The following is a 25389-nucleotide window of genomic DNA, read 5'->3' on the forward strand; positions in this document are numbered from 1 at the left end:
TAAATAATGCATTGATATATTCGTTGCTATTACAAAATAAAAAATTAACAGAATTAAAATATTATGGGAGTTATTTCATTTATAGGATTTACATTATTAGTAGCAGTGATATCATACTTGGCCACAAGGAAAACAAATGAGAATACCTCAGAGGGATATTTTTTGGGAGGAAGAAGCCTTACCGCGACAGTGATTGCTGGTTCTTTGTTGTTGACAAATCTTTCTACAGAACAAATTGTAGGACTAAATGGAGATGCATACACAGATGGTATTTTGGTAATGGCCTGGGAAACATTAGCAGCTATTGCGATGGTTATTACAGCGATATTTTTATTACCCAAATATCTAAAGGGTGGAATCTCAACTCTTCCTACTTTCTTAGAAAGACGTTTTAATAGTACTACCAAAGCACTAACATCTGGATTATTCCTTACAGGGTATGCCGTTGTATTATTACCAATGGTACTTTTTACAGGGTCAAAGGCAATTAGTGGAATGTTTGGAATCCCAGAAATGCTTGGAGTAAGTGATTGGGCTGCTGTTTGGATTTGTGTATGGGGAATAGGTATTATTGGTTCTGTCTATGCAATTTTTGGTGGTTTAAAAGCAGTTGCTGTGTCTGATACGATAAATGCAGTTGGTTTGCTGATAGGAGGTCTTTTAATCCCTGTTTTTGGATTGTTAGCTATCAGTGATGATGGTAGCGTTTTTGGAGGATTGACTAAATTAGCAACTGATCACCCTGAGAAATTTAATGCAGTTGGAGGTCCAGATTCATCTATTCCATTTGCAACTATTTTCACTGGTATGATGCTAGTACAGTTATTCTATTGGGGTAGTAATCAGCAAATTATTCAACGTGCACTTGGAGCAAAAAACTTAGCAGAAGGTCAGAAAGGTTTAACACTAGCAGCTTTTATCAAAATATTAGGTCCTATCATTGTAGTTTTACCAGGGATTATCGCTTTTCATAAATATGGTCCAAATTTAAATACCAGTGATGTATATCCAAAATTGGTTGCCGATGTATTACCTGATGTATGGGTTGGATTTTTTGCAGCAGTATTATTTGGCGCAATTTTAAGTTCATTCAACTCTGCATTAAATAGTTGTGTAACTTTATATGGTGTTGATATTTATAAGCAATTTATAAATAAAGAAGCAGGAGATAAGAAGATCGTAAAAGTTGGTAAGCGTTTTGGGGTTATTTTGGCTTTCTTCTCTATGTTGATTGCTCCGTTCTTAGTGTATGCCGATAGTATTTTTGGATATTTACAAACGGTAAATGGAGCATATAGTATCCCAATTTTAACAGTTATTGTAATTGGTTTCTTGACAAAACGAGTACCTGCATTGGCTGCTAATGTGGGAATAATATTTGCTTTTACTGTTTATGTTGGTTATATAATTTTAGCTAACGGATTTGAAGCAACAGATCTACATATGTTACATATGCAAGCGATTACGTTTGTGCTAACGGTAATTATTATGTTGGTAATCGGAAAACTAAAACCAAGAGAAGATGAATATGTACAAACATATACTAAAGAAGTAGATGTAACACCTTGGAAATATGTTAAGATAGTAGGTGTGCTTATATGCTTGGTTGTATTATCCACTTATGTGATTTTTAGATAATATTAAATAATACGTTAGATACTAATATTTTCTATCTAATATGAAACAAAACCCTTTACTTTTCTAAGTAAAGGGTTTTGTTTTGATTGACATTTCTCAATATAAAATGAATCAGTGTATATAAATTAATGACAATATAGTTTAAGTATAGGTTAAAATAGAATAATATTGATGAGGCTAATCTAACGTTCTTTGTATGATATAGAGTGAGGTATATTGTAATTCGAGGTAATTATATTACATATATTACTTAAATTTTGATAGGAATTGATGTTGAAATAGAAAAAGAAGATTTAATAAGATGGAAAAAAGTAAACTTTCAGACCCTTTTGAAGAAGCCCGTATAAACAAAGGTTATGGTAAAATGAATGACCAGGATGATCCTGTCACTATGATTTTACGCCTAAAAGATGTTCGTAAATGTGCGCATAATTGGAAAGTTTTTCAATCAGAGGCTGAGCCAGGACGTATTGTTGTTCCTTCTGAAGTAAATATACGAGATACACGCCAAATTCCATTTGAAGTAGATCCACCATTGCATAAGAGTTATCGATCATTAATAGAACCTTGGTTTAAAAGACCGTTACAGCCCGAGTATCAGGAAAAACTAACGGCACAAATCGAAGAGATTATTGATGAAGTTATAGTTAAAGATTCGGTTGAGGTAATAGAAGATTTTTCATTAAAATTACAGTCTCGTGCCTTGACACTATTACTTAATATTCCTTTTGAAGAATCTGAAATATGGATTTCATGGGGAACACATGTTTTTCGTAGTGAAGGTGAAGCATTAGATGGGGATAAAGCCAATATACTTTATGATTATATTGATAAACAAATTTATAAAGCAATTGAGAATCCTGGAGATGATTTGTATTCGATGTTATTAACGTCAGAAGTAAATGGAAAAAAGTTAACTCATGAAGAAATAAAAGGTATTATAATTTTAACTTTTGCAGGAGGAAGGGATACGGTTATTAATGCAGTCACTAATTCGATTGCTTATTTAGCAGAACATCCAGAATCGTTAGAAAGTTTACGTAGTAATCCAGATATGATTAGTAAAGCTGTTGAAGAATTTATTCGGTACTTTTCTCCATTAACACAAATGGGACGAGTGGTAACCGAGGATACTCAAGTATGTGAACATGCTGTGAAAGCAGATTCTAAAATTTCATTGTGCTGGGCCTCTGCAAATCGTGATGCTTCAGTATTTGAAAACCCAAATGAAATTGTATTAGATCGTAAAATTAATCCACATGTTGGTTTTGGTTTTAGTCATCATAATTGTCTCGGAGCTACACATGCTCGTCAGATTATGAATATTCTATTAACTAGTTTGGCGAAGAAAATCAAATCAATTGATATTATTGATTACAAAGAAAATATAGAAGATTTAGATCAATTCAAGCGCAAAGTAGGTTATGATAGCATTTCTGTAAATTTTAATGCACTTTAACTCTATTTTCTTCAACGTTTAAAAATATAAGATAAATTAAATAAAGAAATTTTATGGCTAAGATCACTTTTGTAACAACCGATAATGAGTCAATTATATTAGAAGGAGCTTCGGGCTCTATAATGCAACTTGCAGTGGATAATGGCGTATCAGGAATCGATGGAGATTGTGGTGGTGTGTGTTCATGCGCAACTTGTCATGTACATGTAGCTCCAGAACATGTTGAAAAAACAGGAGAAGCGAGCGAAATTGAAACGGATATGCTTGAGCTTAATGATCACGCAAATGAATATAGCCGATTGTGTTGTCAAATAGAAATTACTGATGCATTGGATGGATTGGTATTACAAGTAGCTGAAAGCGAATAAAATTAGTTTTGATGTCTGAAAATCTTTCAAATGATAGGACTTGTGTTGTTATAGGAGCAAGTCATGGAGGGGTAAATTTTGCTTTTTCTTTAAGGAAAGCAGGATGGGAGGGAAATATTATACTTTTTGATAAAGATCCTGTTCTTCCGTATCATCGTCCACCACTTTCAAAAGGATATTTGGCAAACAAAGATGCTATTGAAAAAAACTTTTTAAAATCAGTAGAAAGTTATGAAAAAGAGAATATTGTATTAAAACTAGGAGTTACAGTTACTTCAATTAATCGTTCAGAAAATAGCGTTATATTAAAAGATGGTTCTGTACAAGTGTATGACAAATTGATTTTAGCTACAGGTGCACGCCCAATTATTCCTTCAATTAAGGGTATTGAAACCATAAGTAATTTATATTCATTACGTACAGCAGAAGATGTAGAAAATATACGCAATGCATTAACCATAAGTCAACACAAAAGTGTTGTAGTAATTGGAGGGGGATATATTGGTTTAGAGGTAGCTGCTTCTCTTCAAAAAATGGGTGCTTCCGTAACTGTTTTAGAACGCGAAAAACGTATTTTAGCTCGGGTTACAGCCCCAGAAATGTCAACGTTTTTTAAGGAGCTACATGCTAAGAATGGTGTTGATGTACAGACTGATAAAAATGTGATTTCCTTTAATGCTAAAGCAGGAGTGAATACTGTAATATGCTCAGATGGCTCAAGTTTTGAAGCCGATATCGTAATAGTAGGGGTTGGTATTCACGTTAACCTGGAACTGGCAAAAAATGCCGGACTCGAAATCGAAAATGGTATACGAGTTGATGCAACAGCCCAGACTAATGATAAAGATATTTATGCTATAGGTGATTGTACTTTTCATCATAATCCTCATTATGATCGTTTTATTAGGTTAGAATCTGTACAAAATGCAGTTGATCAAGCTAAAGTGGCAGCTGCAGCTATTTGCGGTAAGCCTTTGGTTTATGACACTTTACCTTGGTTTTGGTCAGATCAATATGATATCAAATTACAAATGGTAGGTTTATCCACAGGATATAATAAGGTACTGATACGAAACGAGGAAAGCGAAAACCCAAAATTTTCAATTTGGTATTTTAAAGATGATACATTACTGGCAGTTGATGCGGTTAACAATGCCAAAGCATACGTTTTAGGTACAAAATTTATCAAAGGAAATAAGAAAATAGATCAATCAAAACTAATTGACTCAACAATAGATTTTAAACCTGCTAATTTATTAATAGAGTAGATTAAATAACGATATATTTTTTACCTCTTATTTTAAAATGAACAAATCTATTTTAGTTTTGTTCATTTTTATTCAATGATTTTCTATAGGTAAATGGAGAGATATGTACTATTTTTTTAAATTGTTTATTGAAATAGGGTACCGAGTTGTAACCACATTCAAAACCAATCTCTTTGATTGGTAAATCGGTATTAGCTAGTAGTTTTTTTGAAAAATCAATACGTACCTTGTTGAGATAGTTGGTGAAGGTATAGCCAGTTTCCTTTTTAAAGTACCTGCAGAAAGAAGAAACCGTCATGTTAACCATTTCAGAACAAACTTCAACCGAAATTTCTTTTTGATAGTTTTCCATAATGTATTCATGTACTTTAAGAATACGATTGGATTTAAAAAAGAAACTCTTTTTTAGATAGCCTTCAGATGCTAAAGATTGAAAACCAGATAAGTTGATTAAATCTAATATCTTGAGAAGTTTTAATAATTGATCAAAAGGAGAGTGTTCAGGAATCTCTTTCAGTAACTGTATAATAGTTTCTTTGTGTTTCCCTGTAATCTTTAATCCACGTTCTGAAGCAAGCAATATCTTTCTAACTCCTTTTAATTCAGGGATGTCAACAAAGTAAGAACCAAAAATATCTTTTTTAAACTGAACATAAATCGATTCACAATATGCTATAGAATCCGGTAGTAAATATTTATCATCAGGAATCCAGGCATGCGGTAAAAATCCTCCCAATAATACTAAGTCTCCTTCTTTAAAGTTTTCTCCGTGGTCTCCAACTAATCTTTTCCCGCTTCCGTTAGTTATCAATAATAATTCATATTCTGGATGATAATGCCACGCTCCACTAAAATATGGCTGACTGTAGACTCCCGTATGAAAAGATGAATGTAAAGGTGTTTCTATCTTTTCAAGAGATACGGCAATTTTATTATTTGTAATAACTCGTTTCAGATGAGAATAATGTTAAAGATATTGCAAATATAGTATAAATTATAACTATTAGAATGTTATAGTTTTGTTTAAGGACATAGACTTATGGTCTATGAGGGATTTAAAGGATATAAAAACAAATTGAGTTATGAGGTTATTTTATTTATTACTAAGCATATTATCTGTTTTTTCATCATGTACCAATAACAATGAAGGAATTTCTCGTGTCATTGAGGATTTTAATTATGACTGGAGATTTTATTTAGGCGATGAACCAGAAGCTTCTAAATTATCATTTAATGATACGAATTGGACAGTATTAAATGTGCCTCATGATTGGAGTATCGAAGAAGGGTATCAAAAAGAAGGTGAAACAGCTGCTAGTAGTGGTTTTGTTCCTGGAGGTATTGGTTGGTATAGAAAATCCTTTCTTTTAACAGAAGCGGATAAAAACAAGCAAATCAGTATTCAATTTGATGGGGTTTATAACAACTCGACAGTTTGGATTAATGGAAAATTATTAGGTACACGTCCAAATGGATATATTTCTTTTATATATGACCTTACTCCTCATCTAAAATATGATGGAACACCAAATACGATTGCAGTAAAGGTTGATCATTCTGCCTATGTAGATTCTCGATGGTATACAGGTTCTGGAATTTATCGCAATGTAAAATTAATTAAAACAGGACTCTTACACATAGATCATTGGGGAGTACAAATAACAACGCCAAAAGTATCTAAAGAACTTGCAGAAATTAATATAAAAACTATTTTAAAAAATGCAGGAGAAATTAATGATAAAGAAATAACATTAGATTATTTTATTGTAGATGAAAATAATGTGGCTGTTGCTCGGCAAAGAGAAACAATTGATAACAAATCGTTCTCTGATGAAGTAACAATCCAAATGAATACTCCCAAATTATGGTCCATAGAGACGCCAAATCTATATACTTTAAAAGTAGAGGTTTATCAGGATGATGTGTTAGTAGATGATGTTTCTGAAACTTTCGGAATAAGAACCTTCAAATTTGATGCAAATACTGGTTTTTCGTTAAACGGAAAGCATATGAAAATCAAAGGAGTGAACTTACATCATGATGCAGGAGCAGTAGGTGCTGCCGTGCCTAAGTCTATTTGGGAATATCGTATGAAGAAACTAAAATCTATAGGTACTAATGCCATACGTTTTGCTCACAATCCACATTCGCCAGAATTGTTAGAGGTGTGTGATGAATTAGGACTTCTGGTCATGAACGAAGCTTTTGATGAGTGGAGCGAGCCTAAAGCTAAAAGTAAAGTGTATCTGGGTGATAATGCGGCATCCAAAGAAGCTTCAAAAGCTTATCCTGAAGTTTTTAACGAATGGGCAGAACGTGATTTAAAAGATTTGATTCGTCGCGATTTTAATCACCCATCGGTATTTATGTGGAGTATTGGTAACGAAATCGAATGGACATATCCACATTATTCAGAAACATTTAATGAGGTAAATCCTAATTCTAGTGCAGCTGGTTATCAATACGTACCAGTTTATGATGCTAAAAAGATAGCTCCTGTCTTTGAAAAGAATATAGATTCAATTGATCCACTTGTAACTATCGCTAAGAAATTGGTGAAATGGGTAAAAGAAGAAGATGATACACGACCTACAGTTTGTGGAAGTGTCTTACCTTCTATTGGAATGGTAAGTGGTTATGGAACAGCGATGGATGTATATGGTTTCAACTACCGTCAAGCAGATTATGATATAGCACATCAAACTTATCCTGATTTGAAAATCTTAGGTTCAGAAAATTGGGGAACATATTCTGAGTGGAAAGAAGTTATTGATCGAGATTTTGTAGCTGGTATATTTGCATGGACAGGGTTCGCATATATGGGTGAAGCAGGACCTTGGCCGCGTAAAGGATTAAATATTTCTTTCTTTGATTTTGCAGGGTTTAAAACTCCAAGAGGACATTTCTTTGAAACGCTATGGAAAAAAGAACCAAAAGTGTATATGGTAACCACTCCGAATAGTGAATCAGAGTTTTCGTATACCGAAAAAGACGGTTGGAAATTTGAGATGCAACTAACACCTCCACCGGTATGGAATATGTTACGCCTTTGGGAATGGTATAAGGTATACCCGAAATGGAATTATAAAAATGATGAAGCTATCATAGTACAAGCGTATACGAATTGTGAAGAGGCTGAATTATTCTTAAATGGAACCTCTTTAGGAAAACAGAAATTAGCAGATGTTGTGGAAGATGATCATATCTTAAAATGGTTAGTACCCTATACTGATGGCGAATTAAAGATTATAGGTTATAATAATGGGATAAAAGCAGATGAATATAGTTTAACATCGCAAAAGGAAATTTCTAAAATAGAAATAACCACTAATAAAACGACTATTGATGCTGATGGATATGATGTCGCTGTGATTGAAGTAAAACTTTTAGATCAAAAAGGAACTTTAATAACTGATAATGATACCAAAATAACATTTTCTATAGAAGGTGAAGGGAAAAACATCGGAGTTGATAATGGCTGGGAAATGAATACACAACCACATAAAACAAATGAAATAATTACTCATAACGGTAAAGCAGTTTTATATGTTCAATCAACAAAAAATAATGGGAATATCAATATAAAAGCATTAGTTTACGATAAAAATATTGAGAACGAAGTAACTGTCGTTTCTAATTAAAACATGAAGAAAATTTATATTAAGTTCATAGTTTTTTTTTGTTTATACCTTTTGATAGCTGGTTGTAAGCAGACTGAACTCTCGCAGGTATCTGTAGAAAAAAAGAGAGAAAGGCCAAATATTTTAATTATATTATCAGATGATCAAGGGTGGGGGGATGTTGGTTTTAATGGAGGAACAGATATCCCTACTCCAAATCTGGATCAATTGGCTAAAGAGGGTATAAGTTTTGAAGCAGGTTATGCTTCACACCCTTATTGCAGCCCAAGCAGAGCTGGTCTACTTTCTGGACGTTATCAACAACGTTTTGGTCATGAGAATAACACTCCGTATGATCACGCTGATCCTGACGCAGGGCTACCACTAAACGAATTAATACTTTCAGAAATACTACAACAAAATGGATATCAAACTTGCGCTATAGGAAAATGGCATTTAGGTGATGATAAAAAGTTTTGGCCAAATCAACGTGGATTTGATGATTGGTTCGGTTTTTACGGTGGTGGATTAAACTATTGGGGAAATGCGGGTAAAGATATTGAACAAAAGATGAAAGGTATTTTAAAAGATGGAGTTCCCGTGCCACAAAATGAGTTAACTTATCTTACAGACGATTTTACAAATGAAGCAATAAGTTATATAGATAAATATTCTAAAAACACAGCACCTTTTTTTATGTATTTGGCTTACAATGCTCCACATGCGCCCATACAAGCTACGGATAATTACCTCAAAGCTATGGAGCATATGGAATATGGAGATAGAGCTGCTTATGGGGCTATGGTGGTAGGAATGGATACGGGTATCGGAAAAGTAATAGAAAAGTTGAAAGAAACAGGAGAGTATGAAAATACGTTGATTTTCTTTTACAGTGATAATGGAGGACACATTCACAGTGCCAGTAGTGCTCCTTTTAGAGGCCATAAAGGCATGCTGTTTGAAGGTGGAATTCGTGTACCTTTTTTGGTTTCGTGGCCCAAGCATTTTTATGGAGGAAAACGATATCAAAAACCTATTTCCGCTTTAGATATTTATCCAACAGTGTTATCTGCTTCGCGAGTTAAACATCCAAAACCTGAAAGTCTGGATGGCGTAGATTTAACGCCATACTTAAAAAATCAAAAAAATGAAAACCCCCATGATATCTTATATTGGAGGTATTCTAATGGAGCTGGATTTGCAATGCGAAAAGGAAACTTTAAAATGGTATATTCTGGTTATAAACAAAAGTTTCACCTCTTTGATTTGGTTAATGATCCCTACGAGCATCATAATTTAGTTTCTGTTATGCCTGAAAAATTAGAAGAGTTAAAAAAAGAATATACATCATGGACAAAAGGAACTATTGCTCCAAAATGGTCAGATCCTCATGCAGAAAATGTATTGAAAGAAGAAAAAAAGAGACAATGGTATATTGATAAGGCTAAAGATGGAGAGAAAGAGAAAATTTATAAGGATTAAATAGTAGTATTTTAAGAGTTTTGAGAGAAATATAAATATTTCTAAATTTTAATCAATTTATAGATGTGTATAACAGGTTTGTTACTAGTATAGATTTTATCTCTAATAGTATCCAAAGCTTTCCATAGTGAATCTTGTTTAGGGAGTACTTCAAAATATTCTTTTGCTTTTTTCTTTTCATAAAAATACCAGCTTTTTCCTTTGGATTTTTCGTTTTTAGCTTCTAAAAATGCTTTTTTGGCTTCATAGGTATTAGGCCCTTTAAATTCTTTTAGAGTTCTAAACTCAGTTGCTGCTATAGTTCGTAATTTATCATTGGTGTTTTTATATTGAAAACATAAATCAGATACTTTTTCAGCTTGTTTATATTGTGGTGTTAAACTGTTTCTGGATAAATCAATTCCGGATTTTAACTCTTTATGAGAATATATTCCTACCTCGATATCATCAATTAATAATTTGTATTTGCCTTTGTTTAAATGCAGAACAGAAAAATTTTCTCTAGTAATATTTTCCGTTCCCAAGATTAGCTTTTCAGTTGATCTCAAGCTTTCTTTAACCGGAAATGGCAATGCATTTTGCATAACAGAAAATTTATGAATCCCATCTTTTATATCTACTTTACAATTGGTGGTTGTAATAATCATATTAGTTTTGGCATCAATTTCAATATTAGAAGTAAATACAACAGGGATTACCGTTTTGATGATTTCATATACCATAACCAAATGTCCCTCATCACCAGGATGTATTCTATCATGCCCTACAATGGTAGCTGTTTTGTCCTTGGCCTGGATTTTTTTATTTACGGCCAACATAGAGGTGTTAAAATCTACTATTGGCGCATCGTATTTTTCTGCGATGCTTCTTACGGCCTTTCCAAAATCAATTAATCCATCATTAATCCCAAAGTTATTCTTTCTTTCAATGTCCGCAGTTTGATCATATATAGAAGGTGTTGTAAAAATAAGTTGTACTCCACGTTCAACCAAAAGGGCACTTAATTTTTGCATATTTTTAGTGTATGCCTTTAAAATGTCTTCACGTTTTTTTAATGTTTCTGCATCTACTTTTTTACTACCGGGGTATAACCAACGTCCAACATCATTCATTCCAAGCATAATTATGGCATGATTTGGCTTATGGATTAAAATATCTTTTTCTAATCGATCTATAGTTCCTGGCGTATTATCTCCTGCAACACCACCATTGAAATAACAAACTTTTTGATTCGGAAATTGAGTGGCATTAAAAATCTGAAGAAAAGTATGGAAAGATCCTCCATGTGTTATACTATCACCAATTAGAGCCACAACATCACCATCCTTAAATAATGGTAATTCTTGCGCACGAATTGGACATAGTAGCACTATGGTTAAAAATAGTACACTAGATATCCTTTTAATTTTACTTTTTAGTATCATGAAATATATATAATAGCTTAAAAATAAAAGATTTCACTGCCTGGAAAAAGGCATTTGTTAAAAAGTTACGTAAACAAATTCTTTTTTTCGTTACCTGTTTTTAGGATTAATTATATCATCAAAAAAATGAATAGTGTCTTTGATATGCTCTTCCCAATATGGCCATTCATGACCGCCGGGATATTCTCTATAGATGTGCGAAATACCTTGCTCCTCAAGTTGGTGATGTAGTTTTCTATTTCCTTCTAATAAAGAATCTGATGTTCCACAATCAAAACGAAACTTTGGCAAATGTTTCTTATGTTTCATAATGGTTTCAAAAACAGATTCATTTTCAATAATATCTTGTTTTAGAAGAGACAAATCTTCTTCTATGAATTTCTTCATTTCATTTAACCGAGTTATTGAAGACAGCCCCGAAACTCCAGAAAACTTATATCCATACTTGGTTCCTATTCTTAAGGCACCAAAACCACCCATAGAGAGACCGGTAATAAACAATAAAGAAGTTTTACTCGCTTGTGGGATTAATTCTATAGTAGCATCTATAACATCTTCTGCAATCCATTGTTCAAAATCAGAATGATTATGAGGCAAGTATCCGCTTCCATCTCCCCATAGACCATCTGAAGGCATCACAAGAATCATAGGAGAAACATGTTTGTTTTCTATCCAGGATTTCATTTTAAGATGAATTCCTGTTTTTTGAGACCAAATCCAATGGCTACCATATACTCCATGTAAAAGTAGTACAATGGGTAGGTTTTTATGATCTTCCCCAGGAGGAACAAATACGCTAATATCCCCTCGATGCTTAAGATTCTTACTTTTAATAGTAATATGTCTTAAGTTATTGGCTTCGAAACGAGGGTCCGAAATTTCTACAGTTCTAAATTTTGACATAAAAAAAATTAATCAAAAACAATAACACCTTTGGCATTTTTACCTGCCAGCATATCATCAAATGCTTGAGATAAATTTTCAAATTTGTATGTTGTGGTTACCATTTCATCTAATAATAAATCTCCTTTTTTATAAAGGTTAAGTAAAATGGGGAAATCGATTTGTGGTCTGCATTTTCCGTATAAAGGATTGATATAAATCTTGTCCCATTCAAACAAACTCATGTCAATAGTTACTTCTTCTTCAATACCACTAACTTGTACGGCAGTACCCGCATTGCGAACCATTCCTAGTGGTGCAGCGCCTAAAGCAGGAATAGCGGTACATTCAAATGCATAATCTGCGCCACCATTACTCGTAATTTCTTTTACAAGTTGAGTAGCGTTTTGTAAATTTTTATCACCCTTATCTACTTGAATAGTATGAGTCGCCCCAAATTGTTTTGCCATTTCTAATCGAGTAGGATTGAGGTCTATTGCAATAATTTTAGTTGCTCCAGAAATTCGAGCACCCTGAATTACATTTAGCCCAACACCACCATTACCAATGACAGCTACAGATGATCCAGGTTTGATCTTTGCAGTATTTACAGCAGAACCATAACCTGTCATAACACCACAACTGATTATAGATGCAGAACTATAAGGAATGTGAGTATCATATTTTACAACAGCTTGTTCCTTAACTACAGTATGTGTAGATAGTGTTCCTATATTAAAAGAACGTTCAATTGGTTGTCCATTGTATAATGTTCTTTCTAATTCAGCATGTCCTGTTGAAACTTCACCATCTGGTAATTTATCTCCAGCAACTACAGGAGAATTATTTTCACAGATATGTTGATTCATCTCTTGACATTGAAAACATCTACCGCATGGAATGGCCCAATTAAGTATTACTTTATCGCCTGGTTTTACTGTAGTTACTTCATCTCCTATGGCTTCGACTATACCAGCGCCTTCATGACCTAGTATGATGGGTCTACCCCAATGTAAAGAATCATGATCTGTATGGCACAATCCTGCTGCCTGAATTTTTACGAGTACTTCGTCTCCTTGTGGAGGGTGAACTTCAATTTCTTCTAAAGTAAATAATCCTTTTCCGTCTGCTATTGCTGCTTTTGCTAACATTTTAATATATTTAATGCTTCACAATATAAAATTTAGAAAATCCTGTTTCTTAACCTATATTGATATATTGTTAGCCTGTATTAACCGATTAATGATAAAATGAATTTAAAATCATTAAGAGAGTAAATTGGTGTCATTTTCATTAAAAATTACACTTTTAACTTCATTGATATAACTTCTACCAATTGGATATCGTATGTCAGCTATTTCAATACTATTTCCTTCAACGGTTTCTACTTTATCGATAGATATAGTGTATGATCTATGAATTCGTATAAATTTATCAGAAGGTAAATCTTCTGTGAAACTACTCAGGGTTTGATGAATAATATATTTATTGGATATTGTATTTATTCTAATATAATCCCGAAGACTTTCTATTGATAATATTTCATCGAGATATACTTTTTTTATCTTTTTTTTGTCAATTTTAATAAAAATGTATGATCTTTCATTAGAAGTAGTGATATCATCTTTTTGTTGATATCCTTTAATTTTGAAGGCCTTGTTTACTGCCATAATAAATCTTTGAAATGAAATTGGTTTAACAAGGTAATCCAATACTTCAAGTTCATAGCTTTCTACAGCGAATTCTTCATGTGCAGTAGTAATTATAGTTAATGGCTTATAATTTAGACTTTTTAAAAGATTTAACCCATCTAGTAGGGGCATATTGATATCTAGAAATAACACATCGATTTCATTACTTTTTCCTACAATATAATCGATACTTTCTACAGCATTATTAAATGAGTTTAAAAGTTCTAACCCTTTCGTTTGGGAAATATAGTTCTTGATGACATTAACCGCTAATGGTTCATCATCTATTATTACGCATTTTAAATTCATTATACTTTAATTTTTAGATCAACCACGTATTGATCATTATCCGTAGTGATATCAAGATGGTACTCATCTTTCTGATATCCCAATTCCAATCTTTTTTTTACATTCCCGATTCCTATACCGCCAGGATAGGTCATAATTTCATTATTATTTGTTTTGGTAGGAATGGGGTTTGAGACCCTAAAGTAAAGAAAATCATCTAATACATTAAAATCTATGTTTATTTCTATGTCTCCTATATTTTTATTTGCGCCATGTTTAAAAGAATTTTCTATAAAGGAAAGAAGTAACATAGGAGCAATTTCTTTCTCTTCAATTTCTCCAGAAATATTGATATTAATTTTTAATAAGTCTCCATACCTTATTCGTTCTAAATCCAAGTAGTTTTGAAGACACATAATCTCTTTGGTAAGGCTTTGTCTTTTTTGATTTGTTTCATGTAAGAGGTACCTCATGAATTCAGAAAGTTTTAATATTGTCTTTGGAGTTTTATCTGACTTTTCTACCGAAAGTGAATAAATATTGTTCAAAGTATTAAAAAAGAAATGTGGAGAAATCTGGGTCCTTAAGAATCTCAACTCAGTTTCTAATTGTAGTTTTTCTACATCAATTAATTTTTTATGCTCTCTTAACCAATCTAGTGTTACTTTAATTGCAGCTACGAATGCCATCACATAAAGCTCACCAAGCATCATTTCTATAGCATAATTAAGAGTTAACTCATTAGTAACCTCTGGGCCTTCTGGCCAAACATTATGACTCACCATAAAGTAAGTCAAATAAAATTTTGCTAAAAGCATCACAAAAAGAGAAGCTATTACTGATATGATATAGATAAAGTATTTCCGTTTATGAATAAATTTTGGCATTAAGTAGTATATGTTGAAATAACTTAACGTCATATGAATCACAAAACCTAATGCAGTAGTTTTAAAAGAGTATATGTAATCGTTAAAATAGCTACCCCATCTAAAAGTGGTAAAAACAAAATAAATAAACCAAAATATAATATGATGTTTTAAAGTCACCGAATAGTTATTGTCGGGAGTTATATTTATAATATTTCTAATTTTCTGAAGCATATTTTTCCTTTTTTTTAAGACGTTTAACCGAGTTGCTTTGTTATTGGTCTAAAATTATTCGTTTACAATTAAGATTTGTAAATATTTATGATGTCGTTGTTTTCCCGAAATAACAATCATAGATGAGATAAATATAAACAGATGAAAGGAACATTGAAAAAAAATATAGTTTTTTCATCAAATGTGAGAACTAAAAGTGTAGGAAGAGAATGTAGTATGATGTAATAGTTATATTTATAGACACCTGTTTTTAAAGGTATCACTTTCAGTTAATCACAAAATTTTAGATGTATGAAAATATTTTACAATATTAAATTGCTGGTAATAGTATCGATAGTAATTTTTTCATGTAATACAAAAGAGCAGAATAATAAAGATAAGGACGTTGAAAAAGAAATAGATGTAACCAAATTCGTTGACCCTTTTATAGGCACAGGAGGTCACGGTCATACGTATCCGGGAGCTACAATGCCATTTGGGATGATTCAAGTAAGCCCGGATAATGGTATTTCTGGATGGGATTGGTGTTCGGGATATCATTATTCTGATTCAACTACCATTGGTTTTAGTCATTTACATCTTAGTGGAACAGGTATTGGTGATCTAAATGATATAAGAATAATGCCAATCAATAAAAAGGTTGATTTATCTACTGCTGTTAAAACAAGAGATGAATTACCATATACATCTAAGTATTCTCATGATCGCGAGACAGCAACCCCTGGATATTATAGTGTCTTTTTAGAAGATTATAATATCACTGCCGAATTGACTGCGGATACAAGAACCGCTTTTCATCGCTATTCCTACAATGATGGAGATGAACAATCATTAATTTTAGATTTAGGGTTTGCCATGAATTGGGATGAAACTGTTGAATCAAATATAAATATAGAAGATAAGTTTACTGTATCGGGATATCGCTATAGTACAGGGTGGGCCAAAAATCAAAAAGTATATTTTGTTATACAATTTTCAAAATCCATTAATGAGTATGATCTCTATAGTGATAATAATAGTATTGATAAAACTAATCTTGTTAATGGAAAAAATACCTCGGCACAATTATTTTTCAATAAAGGGTCTAAAAATCAGCTTGAAGTAAAAGTTGGAGTTTCTTCTGTTAGCATAGCAAATGCTAAAGAAAATATTTCAGAGTATAAAAATAATTTTGAATTTGATGCTGTTAAAACAAAAGCAGATATTTCCTGGAAACAGAGACTGTCAAAAATTAAGGTTGAAACAAAAAGAGATTCTTTAAAAACTATTTTTTATACTGCAATGTACCACTCACAGTTGGCTCCTGTTACCTATAGTGATATAGATGGTGCATTTAGAAAAGAAAATGATAGTATCGTTTTTGCAAAAGAATACACTGCCTATTCAACGCTATCGCTTTGGGATACCTTTAGATCAGAGCATCCTTTACTTATTTTTTTAACTCCAGATAAGGTCACAGATATTATTAATTCAATGTTGGAGTATTATGAGGATAAAAAAGTCTTGCCTGTTTGGACTTTGTATGCTAACGAAACAAATACAATGACTGGTTATCACTCGGTTTCTGTAATTGCAGAAGCATATATAAAAGGGATAAGAGGTTTTGATGTCCAAAAAGCATATGAAGCAATGAAAGAGACTATGATGCAAAACGATAGAGGACTAGAGTTTTATAAAAAATATAAATATATCCCTTATGAGCTGTTAGATGAGTCAGTTACTATAACCTTAGAATATGCATATAATGATTGGTGTGTGGCCCAATTGGCTAAAGATTTGGGAAAAAAAGAGGATTATGAATATTTTTTAAAACGTTCTCAGGCATACTCTTATCTGTTTGATGCAGATACAGGTTTTATGAGAGGGAAATCTAAAAATGGAAATGATTGGCATGAACCTTTTGATCCTAAGTTTTCTGCCCATAGAGTACATGCAGATTATACAGAAGGAAATGCTTGGCAACATAGTTGGTTTGTACCACATGATGTAGAAGGATTGATTAAACTTTTTGGAGGAGATACTGTTTTTGTAAAAAAGTTAGAACAGCTGTTTACAGAAGATTCTGAGATTACTGGAGATAACGTTTCAGCAGATATTTCAGGTTTAATAGGGCAGTATGCACATGGTAATGAACCAAGTCATCACATTGCCTATATGTTTAATAAAGCTAATGCCCCATGGAAAACTCAATATTGGGTAAGTGAAATATTAAAAACTCAGTATAACACAACACCTAATGGATTAAGTGGTAATGAAGATTGTGGACAAATGTCGGCTTGGTATGTGTTCAGTTCACTTGGAATTTATCCAATGAATCCTGCATCTGGAGAATATCAAATAGGAAGCCCGATATTCGAAAAATCTACATTACAATTGTCAGAAAACACCAATTTTATAATTGAAGCTGAACATGTTTCTGATACCAATATATATATTCAATCAGCTACACTCAACGGAAAAGAATTTAACCGATCATACATTACACATCAAGAGATAATCCAAGGAGGAACATTGCATTTTGTGATGGGAGCATCTCCTAATAAAAATTGGGGTGTAAAGAACTAATATACTTTGAATGAACCTAGCAACCATCGATATTATAATAATTTTATGTTATATATGCATTACACTTCTTTTTGGATTTTATGTTTCTAAGAAAGCATCAAAAGACATGAAATCTTACTTCTTGGGAGGAAACGAAATCCCCTGGTATTATTTGGGATTGTCTAATGCTTCTGGAATGTTTGATATTTCTGGAACGATGTGGGCAGTTACAGCGATGTTTGTGTATGGACTTAAAAGTGCTTGGTTACCTTGGATATGGCCGGTATGGAATCAAGTTTTTATTATGGTTTTTCTGGCAGCCTGGTTAAGAAGATCTAATGTAATGACAGGGGCTCAATGGATAACATATAGATTCGGAACAGATTTAGGAGCACGTCTGTCACATATTATTGTGACTGTGTTTGCCATCATAAGTACTTTAGGATTTATAGCGTATTTTTTTGAGGGAATAGGAAAATTTGCAACCATATTTTTTCCATGGGATCTATCATTTAATATTGGATCAATCCTGATTTCTTCAGAGCAGGCATACGCTCTTATTATTATTGTGATTACTACACTTTATACTTTAAAAGGAGGTATGTATAGTGTGGTAGGCACAGAAGTAATTCAGTTTGTTATCATGACTATTTCTTGTTTGGTTATAGGATATATTGCTTTTACTTCTGTAACTGCAGAGCAAATAACAACTGCTGTTCCAGAAAACTGGAAAGACTTATTTTTTGGAATGGACTTGGATTTGGATTGGACAGGGTATATCGATAGCGTTAATTCTAAGATTGAAGAAGATGGTTTTTCTCTTTTTGGATTTTTATTTATGATGATGATTTTCAAAGGAATTTTTGCAAGTCTTGCTGGTCCAGTACCAAGTTATGATATGCAGCGAATTTTGTCTACAAAAAACGAAGCGGAAGCTTCAAAAATGAGTGGATTAACAATAGTGGTACTTTCCATTCCGCGATATCTAATGATTACAGGTTTTGCAATTTTAGGATTAGTGTACCTAGGTCCAGAATTACAAGAAGGAACTGGGATTGATTTTGAAACAATATTACCATTGGCCATTCAACGTTTTGTGCCTGTCGGTTTAAAAGGATTGTTACTTGCAGGGTTATTAGCCGCGTTTATGGGAACATTTGCAGCTTTTATAAATGCTGCACCAGCATATTTGGTCAATGATATTTACAAAAAATATATAAAACCAGATGCTACTAGCAAAACCTATATAAGATTCAGTTATCTATCTTCTATTTTAATAGTAATTATAGGTTTGATATTTGGTTTTTTTGCATCATCAATTAATACACTTACAATATGGTTAACTTCTGCTTTATATGGAGGTTATGCGGCAGCAAATATGCTGAAATGGATTTGGTGGCGCTTTAATTCTTATGGGTATTTTGGAGGAATGTTGGCAGGTCTTATTGCTGCTTCTATTGTTCCTGGTTTTTTTCCTGAAACATCAGATATTTATCTATTCCCAATAGTATTGTTTATTTCTTTTGTAGGATGTTTTTTGGGAGTATTTATAGGTAAGCCTGATGACATGGACGTATTAAAAAATTTCTATAAAACAACAAAACCATGGGGGTTCTGGAAACCGGTTTATAAGGAATTAAAAAAAGAAGATTCAACATTTAAAGCAAATAATGATTTTTGGAAAGATACTTTTAACTGTGTGATAGGAATTGTTTGGCAAATGACCTTTGTGCTGATTCCAATATATCTTCTAATCAAAGAATATTATCAGTTAAGTATAGTAGTTGTCTTAATGATTATAACGACTGTAATTTTAAAACAAACATGGTATAATAAGATAAAAAAATAAGGGAGTAAGGTTAAAATCTGGATGTAAAATTTAGTAAGAGATTTTTTAAATCAATTAACCAAATAATATATTATGAAAACACACAAACGTATTTTTCAATATCTATTATCACTGTTATTATTAGTGATTGTAAGTACTACCCAGCTTATTGGACAAGAGTCTGCGATATATGCGGGAGGGCCAATTTATAACAATAGAAATTCTTCAATTAGTGAATTACGAAATTCTGGATTTACAACGGTAATTGTATGGACAATTCATATAGAATCCAATGGAGACCTTGGATTTAATGGAGAGTTTCCATTAGTTCAAAATGGAGTATATGTAGGAAATCAGTCCTATCCTAATTTTCCTGCAGATATAGCATTATTAAAAACAGCACCAACATCTATCAATCGAGTAGAATTTGGACTTGCAGCAGCGGGTTCAGGAACTTTTGAAGCAGTTCAGAATTTTCATAATTCAGAGGGTTTTGGACCGGGAACAACTCTCTATAAAAATTTTGAAGCTTTAAAAGCTGCGATTCCTGGGATAGATGCTTTTAACAATGATGATGAAGTTACATATCATGCACCATCCGCTGTAGCATTTACAAAAATGTTAGCAGGGTTGGGATATAAAAATGCAATAGTTCCTTATCGTAATAGTACCTTTTGGAGTACTTTAGTAAGTGAAGTAAATGCGGCATATCCAGGTAATATTGATAGAAATTATTTACAATGTTATGCAGGAGGTAGCGGAAATAATCCTTGCTCATCGACTTGGGATTTTGGAATACCTGTTTTTCCTGGTTTATGGGGAGGATCCGGACAATCTAGTGTGTCTACTGTAGAAAGTAGAATGAATTCCTGGCAAAATAACTGTGGTATTACAGGAGGCTTTATGTGGATCTATGATGATTTTGATAGTAGTCCATCTGTTGCCGCTTATGCAGGAGCGATTAATAATGCACTTTCTCCGGGGAGTGTTCCAGGAGTAGCCAATTCACCTAATCCTTCTAATGGAACATCAAATATTAGTACAAATAGCTCTCTTGGATGGTCTGCTGGTGCTGGAGCTAATTCTCATGATGTTTATTTTGGAACAAGCTCTTCGTTAGGATCAGGAGATTTTAAAGGAAATCAATCAAATACATCGTATACCCCAGGAACATTAAATACTGCTACTACTTATTATTGGAGAATAGATGAAGTAAACTCATTAGGAACAACTACCGGTGCAACTTGGAGTTTTACCACAGGAACATCAACTACCGTAGATCATACAGATCCAGTAGGAACAGGTATAATAACCGCCAGGGCACAAATTAACACTGCAGAAAGTGCAGACAAAGCATTTGATAATTTGTTTATAAATGGTACACAGAATATCAATTGGAGTAAATGGCTGGATAATGGAGGCGTTCCTAGTACTTCGAACCCAAGTTGGATTCAAATTCAATTACCAGCAGCAGTTGTTGTAAATAAAATTACCCTAACCAGTGCAAATGATGTACCCGATAGAGATCCTAATAATTTTGATATACAAGGGTCAAATAATGGAACGAATTGGACAACATTAAATAGTTGGTCAGGACAGACTTGGGTAAACCGTTTTGAACGTAAAGAATTTAGCTTTACAAATACTACAGCATATACCTATTACCGAATAAATATAACTAAGAATAAAGCTAATATTAGTATGACTCAGGTATGTGAGATAGAACTTCTTGGTCCAGCAGGAACGTCTAATCCTCCTACAGGATGTACTGATTGTATAGATTTCAATACAATTACATTAGTTTCATATTCGAATCAGGATGCAGACGGAACCAGTTTTGTTGAAGATAATGGAGATACTGCTCGTTTGGTAAATAATACGTGGAAACGTTCTACAAATACGTACTCGATAACGTCCAATACGGTTATTGAGTTTCAATTTAAAAGCACCATAGAAGGTGAAATTCATGGAATTGGGTTTGATGAAGATAATTCATTAAGTAGCAATAGAATTTTTAAGGTACATGGAACTCAAAATTGGGGTATCCAAGATTATGATAACTATACAGGTTCTGAGTTTAAAACTTATACAATTCCGATAGGAAATTTTTATACAGGGAATGCAATGAGTTTGATACTAGTCAATGATAATGATGGCGGAAGTGGTAATAATAGTTCTTTTAAGAATATTAGAGTATATGAAAATTCCAGTGCAAGAATAGCTGTAAGTTCCTCTGCTAAGACAATTATAAATGAATTAGATGATGAACCAACTAAAAACCCAAATAATAATTTGAATGTTTATCCAAATCCGTTTACCGATCAACTGAAGTTAAAATTACCTAAAAACCATGATTTTACGAGTGTGAAAATCTATAGTATTTCTGGACAATTACTTGCAGAAAAAAGTATAGATTCAAAAAAGAATATTTCCGAATTTACTGCACTCGAAAAATTAGAAAAAGGCTTATTTATAATGAAACTTGAAAGTGATAAAGAAATAATTTTATATAAATTAATTAAAAATTAAACCTATTGTACTACTGTTGTTTGAAATGTATCTTAAACAACGGTAGTACTAACTATAAAAACAAAAGTGTGAAAAATCAAATGCCCTGGCAGGATAGACCTATAGGAAGTAATGATGTTATTTGGAGATATACCAAAAACCCAATAATACAAAGAGATGCAATACCTGTATCCAATAGTGTTTTTAATAGCGCTGTTGTTCCTTTTAATAATGGATTTGCTGGAGTTTTTAGATGTGATAATAAGGCGGTGCAGATGAATATTTTTGCAGGATTTAGTAAAAACGGAATCGATTGGGAAATAAACCATGATCCTATTATTATGGAAGAAGGAAATACCAAAATGATTGATTCTGATTATAAGTATGATCCTCGTGTGACTTTTATAGAAGATAGATATTGGATTACATGGTGTAATGGATATTATGGACCAACTATAGGGATCGCATATACCTTTGATTTTAAGGAATTTTTTCAATGTGAAAATGCATTTTTACCATTTAATCGAAATGGAGTATTATTTCCTAAGAAAATTAATAACAAATATGCAATGTTAAGCCGCCCAAGTGATAATGGACACACGCCTTTTGGAGATATTTTTATTAGCTACAGCCCAGATATGAAATATTGGGGAGAACATAGAAATGTGATGCAGGCAACTCCTTTTGAAGATAGTGCGTGGCAATGTACAAAGATAGGAGCAGGATCTGTACCTTTTTTAACAGAAGAAGGATGGTTAATGTTTTATCATGGTGTTATTAATACGTGTAATGGGTTTAGATATGCTATGGGAGCAGCTATTTTGGATGAAGACAATCCTGATATCGTAAAATATAGAACAAAACCATACCTTTTAACTCCCTCTGTTTCTTATGAACAGGTAGGAGATGTTCCTAATGTAATATTCCCTTGTGCCACAATACAAGATATAGAACAAGATAAAGTAGCAATTTATTACGGTGCGGCAGATACAGTTGTAGCATTAGCATTTGGAAGAATAAGTGAAATTATTAAGTTTACTAAAGAAAATACATTATAAAGTGATTAAGAACGGTGATCAGTATTTTATATTAGGGGTAATGCATAAAGGATTGAGCATTTTATTGATCTTTTTTATTGCAATTGTCGGCAGTGCTCAAACATTACCAAAGACATATACTGCATACCATATAACAGAATCAATGATTATTGATGGAGTAGCGTCAGAAGAATCATGGAAAAAAGTAAAGCCAACAGACCTATTTATCGATATAGAAGGAAATAAGGTGCCTAAATACAATACATCAGTAAAAATGTTATGGGATGATACTCATGTATACTTTTTTGCAGAAATGGAAGAGCCTCATGTATGGGGAAACTTAAAGCAAAAAGACACTATTATTTTCCATAATAATGATTTTGAAATTTTTATAGATCCAGATAATGACACACATAATTATTATGAGTTTGAGATAAATGCATTAAATACACTTTGGGATTTGTTTATAACAAAACCATATAGAGAGGGTAGTCCTGTACTTAATGATTGGGATGCCAATGGATTTAAATCCTCAGTAAAAGTTCATGGTACGATCAATAATGCTAATGATACTGATAAAGGTTGGTCTATTGAAATAGCAATTCCTTTTGATGCATTTAAAACATCATATTTTCATAAAAATGTTCCTAAGGATCAATTCTGGAGAGTGAATTTTTCAAGAGTAAATTGGAATTTTCAACTTCAGAATAATAAATATTCTCGAAAAGAGAATGATAAAGGAAAAATCGAACATGAATATAACTGGGTATGGTCACCTATGGGAGTGATTAATATGCATCGTCCAGAAGATTGGGGATATGTATATTTTTCTTCAAAAAAAGCAGGAGAAGAAGATAAGTTTAAAATACCTGAAGATGAAAAAGTAAAACAAATCTTATATCGCTTGTATAGAAAACAAAAAGAGTATCATAAAAAAAATAATCGCTGGGCAACTAAATTTTCAGAATTATCTGATGATGATTCTAAAATAGAAGGGAATAGAGTTATCCGAACAATAGAAAACCATCAAACTGGTTTTAATATTACTGTGATTAGTCCTTTTACAAAGCGCTTGTTTATTATAAGAGAAGATGGTGAAATTGTTCAAAAATTAGATTGATATGCGAATGATCAAAAATATTTCAATGTGTATTGCACTTATTCTTTTAAGCTGTGTGTCAGAAGAGAAAAAAGAAGAAACTGTTAATGAATTAGAAACTAAGGTTGATATAACACCTTTTAAATATTGGACTTGGATTACTGCTAATGCTGAAAAATCTGAAGAAGAGTATAAGACTGAATTTAAAAAGTATAAAGAAAATGGAATAGACGCAGTTCTGATTAATACCGAGACCGATGCAGAAGTGTTGAGAAAGATCACTCCATTGGCCACAAAAGAAGGATTAGAAGTTCATGCCTGGATGTTTACAATGAATAGACCTGGAGATAAAATAGCACTTCAACACCCCGAATGGTATGCAGTAAGTAGAGAAGGAAAATCGTGTTATGATACACGGCCTTATGTCGATTATTATCAGTGGTTATGTCCTACCAGAAAAGAATCCAGAGATCATGTTTTAAGTCTTGTAGAAGGTTTGGCTAAAGTAGAGGGAGTTACAAGTGTACATATAGATTATATTAGGTATCCAGATATATTTTTACCTATAGGGTTACTGCCAAAATATGATTTAGTTCAAGATGAAGAATTACCAGAATTTGACTTTTGCTATTGTGATGTGTGTATTGATACATTCCAGAAAGAGCATCATAAAAACCCTAAAGATGCTAGTAATATAGCTATAGATATTGAATGGAAACAGTTTAGACTTAATCAAGTAAAAAGAGTAGTTGATGAGGCATATGAAATTGCTCATAAATACAATAAAAAATTAACCTCAGCTGTATTTCCATATCCAGAAATGGCAGACCATATGGTAAGGCAACGTTGGGATAAATGGCATGTAGATGAAGTGTTACCCATGATATATCATAATTTTTATAATGAAGAAGTAGATTGGATTGGTTTTGCAACAAGACAAGGTGTAAAGGATCTTGAAGGAAAAGAAACTAAACTACATACTGGGATATATTTACCTCCGATGAGTGCAGAAGATGTTGCCAAAGCAATTCAATTAGCTAAAGATAATGGAGCTTCAGGAATATCATTTTTTGATGGAAATGCAATTACCGAAGAACAATTCGAAGTGATAAAAGCTTCTAAGCAATAATTTTACATAGACTAAGTATGGTCT

General features: G+C 32.7%; 18 protein-coding genes. 12 read left to right on the forward strand and 6 right to left on the reverse strand.

The genetic code is table 11. The annotated features are described in order from the left end of the window. The first annotated feature begins 63 nt into the window (after positions 1-63). The 4 genes from PQF96_RS12705 (at position 64) to PQF96_RS12720 (ending at position 4733) form a co-directional block, all read left to right on the forward strand. Complete coding sequence (locus PQF96_RS12705; protein ID WP_271766578.1) at positions 64-1638, forward strand: solute:sodium symporter family transporter; 1575 nt, start codon at positions 64-66, stop codon at positions 1636-1638. A gap of 301 nt (positions 1639-1939) precedes the next feature. Beyond that, positions 1940-3097 carry a cytochrome P450 gene (locus PQF96_RS12710; RefSeq protein WP_271766580.1) on the forward strand — a complete coding sequence of 386 codons (1158 nt, stop codon included), beginning with the start codon at positions 1940-1942 and terminating at the stop codon, positions 3095-3097. Between the two features lie 53 nt (positions 3098-3150). Continuing rightward, positions 3151-3465: a 2Fe-2S iron-sulfur cluster-binding protein gene (locus PQF96_RS12715; RefSeq protein WP_109436761.1), complete on the forward strand. Its 315-nt coding sequence runs from the start codon at positions 3151-3153 to the stop codon at positions 3463-3465. An 11-nt stretch (positions 3466-3476) separates the two neighbouring features. After that, entirely contained in the window at positions 3477-4733 is a 1257-nt protein-coding gene (locus PQF96_RS12720) for an NAD(P)/FAD-dependent oxidoreductase (RefSeq protein WP_271766581.1), read from the forward strand. 52 nt (positions 4734-4785) lie between these two features. Here the strand turns inward: PQF96_RS12720 and PQF96_RS12725 are convergent, their stop codons facing one another. Continuing rightward, positions 4786-5544: an AraC family transcriptional regulator gene (locus tag PQF96_RS12725; protein ID WP_244299761.1), complete on the reverse strand. Its 759-nt coding sequence runs from the start codon at positions 5542-5544 to the stop codon at positions 4786-4788. A 271-nt stretch (positions 5545-5815) separates the two neighbouring features. On the opposite strand from PQF96_RS12725, the gene PQF96_RS12730 reads away from it, so the two are divergent. Continuing rightward, a complete protein-coding gene (locus tag PQF96_RS12730; RefSeq protein WP_271766582.1) occupies positions 5816-8374 on the forward strand; it encodes a sugar-binding domain-containing protein in 2559 nt (852 codons plus the stop codon). 3 nt (positions 8375-8377) lie between these two features. Continuing rightward, on the forward strand, positions 8378-9835 hold the full coding sequence (locus PQF96_RS12735; RefSeq protein WP_271766583.1) for a sulfatase family protein: 1458 nt from the start codon (positions 8378-8380) through the stop codon (positions 9833-9835). A 41-nt stretch (positions 9836-9876) separates the two neighbouring features. Here PQF96_RS12735 and PQF96_RS12740 read toward each other — a convergent pair whose 3' ends face one another. The 5 genes from PQF96_RS12740 to PQF96_RS12760 form a co-directional block, all read right to left on the reverse strand. Next, positions 9877-11259, reverse strand: a complete 1383-nt coding sequence (locus PQF96_RS12740; RefSeq protein ID WP_271766585.1) for an SGNH/GDSL hydrolase family protein — start codon at positions 11257-11259, stop codon at positions 9877-9879. A 90-nt stretch (positions 11260-11349) separates the two neighbouring features. Continuing rightward, positions 11350-12162: an alpha/beta hydrolase gene (locus PQF96_RS12745; RefSeq protein ID WP_271766587.1), complete on the reverse strand. Its 813-nt coding sequence runs from the start codon at positions 12160-12162 to the stop codon at positions 11350-11352. Between the two features lie 8 nt (positions 12163-12170). Beyond that, on the reverse strand, positions 12171-13292 hold the full coding sequence (locus tag PQF96_RS12750; protein ID WP_271766589.1) for a Zn-dependent alcohol dehydrogenase: 1122 nt from the start codon (positions 13290-13292) through the stop codon (positions 12171-12173). Positions 13293-13406: 114 nt separating this feature from the next. After that, positions 13407-14141: a LytR/AlgR family response regulator transcription factor gene (locus PQF96_RS12755; protein ID WP_109436753.1), complete on the reverse strand. Its 735-nt coding sequence runs from the start codon at positions 14139-14141 to the stop codon at positions 13407-13409. Then, complete coding sequence (locus PQF96_RS12760; protein WP_109436752.1) at positions 14141-15220, reverse strand: sensor histidine kinase; 1080 nt, start codon at positions 15218-15220, stop codon at positions 14141-14143. The genes PQF96_RS12755 and PQF96_RS12760 overlap by 1 nt, the downstream gene beginning before the upstream one ends. 291 nt (positions 15221-15511) lie before the next feature. On the opposite strand from PQF96_RS12760, the gene PQF96_RS12765 reads away from it, so the two are divergent. The 6 genes from PQF96_RS12765 (at position 15512) to PQF96_RS12790 (ending at position 25365) form a co-directional block, all read left to right on the forward strand. Beyond that, positions 15512-17785, forward strand: a complete 2274-nt coding sequence (locus PQF96_RS12765) for a GH92 family glycosyl hydrolase (RefSeq protein ID WP_271766591.1) — start codon at positions 15512-15514, stop codon at positions 17783-17785. Positions 17786-17795: 10 nt separating this feature from the next. Then, a complete protein-coding gene (locus tag PQF96_RS12770; protein ID WP_271766593.1) occupies positions 17796-19613 on the forward strand; it encodes a sodium:solute symporter family protein in 1818 nt (605 codons plus the stop codon). Between the two features lie 72 nt (positions 19614-19685). Beyond that, the gene (locus tag PQF96_RS12775) at positions 19686-22121 is read left to right on the forward strand and encodes a T9SS type A sorting domain-containing protein (RefSeq protein ID WP_271766594.1); all 2436 of its coding nucleotides are present in this window, start codon (positions 19686-19688) and stop codon (positions 22119-22121) included. 80 nt (positions 22122-22201) lie between these two features. Then, positions 22202-23158, forward strand: a complete 957-nt coding sequence (locus PQF96_RS12780; RefSeq protein ID WP_271767079.1) for a glycoside hydrolase family 130 protein — start codon at positions 22202-22204, stop codon at positions 23156-23158. A 1-nt stretch (position 23159) separates the two neighbouring features. Continuing rightward, a complete protein-coding gene (locus PQF96_RS12785; protein WP_271766595.1) occupies positions 23160-24257 on the forward strand; it encodes a carbohydrate-binding family 9-like protein in 1098 nt (365 codons plus the stop codon). Position 24258: 1 nt separating this feature from the next. Then, positions 24259-25365: a glycoside hydrolase family 10 protein gene (locus PQF96_RS12790; RefSeq protein ID WP_271766597.1), complete on the forward strand. Its 1107-nt coding sequence runs from the start codon at positions 24259-24261 to the stop codon at positions 25363-25365. Positions 25366-25389: the final 24 nt, after the last annotated feature.

The sequence above is a fragment of the Aquimarina algiphila genome (assembly GCF_947494415.1).
GTDB lineage: Bacteria > Bacteroidota > Bacteroidia > Flavobacteriales > Flavobacteriaceae > Aquimarina > Aquimarina algiphila.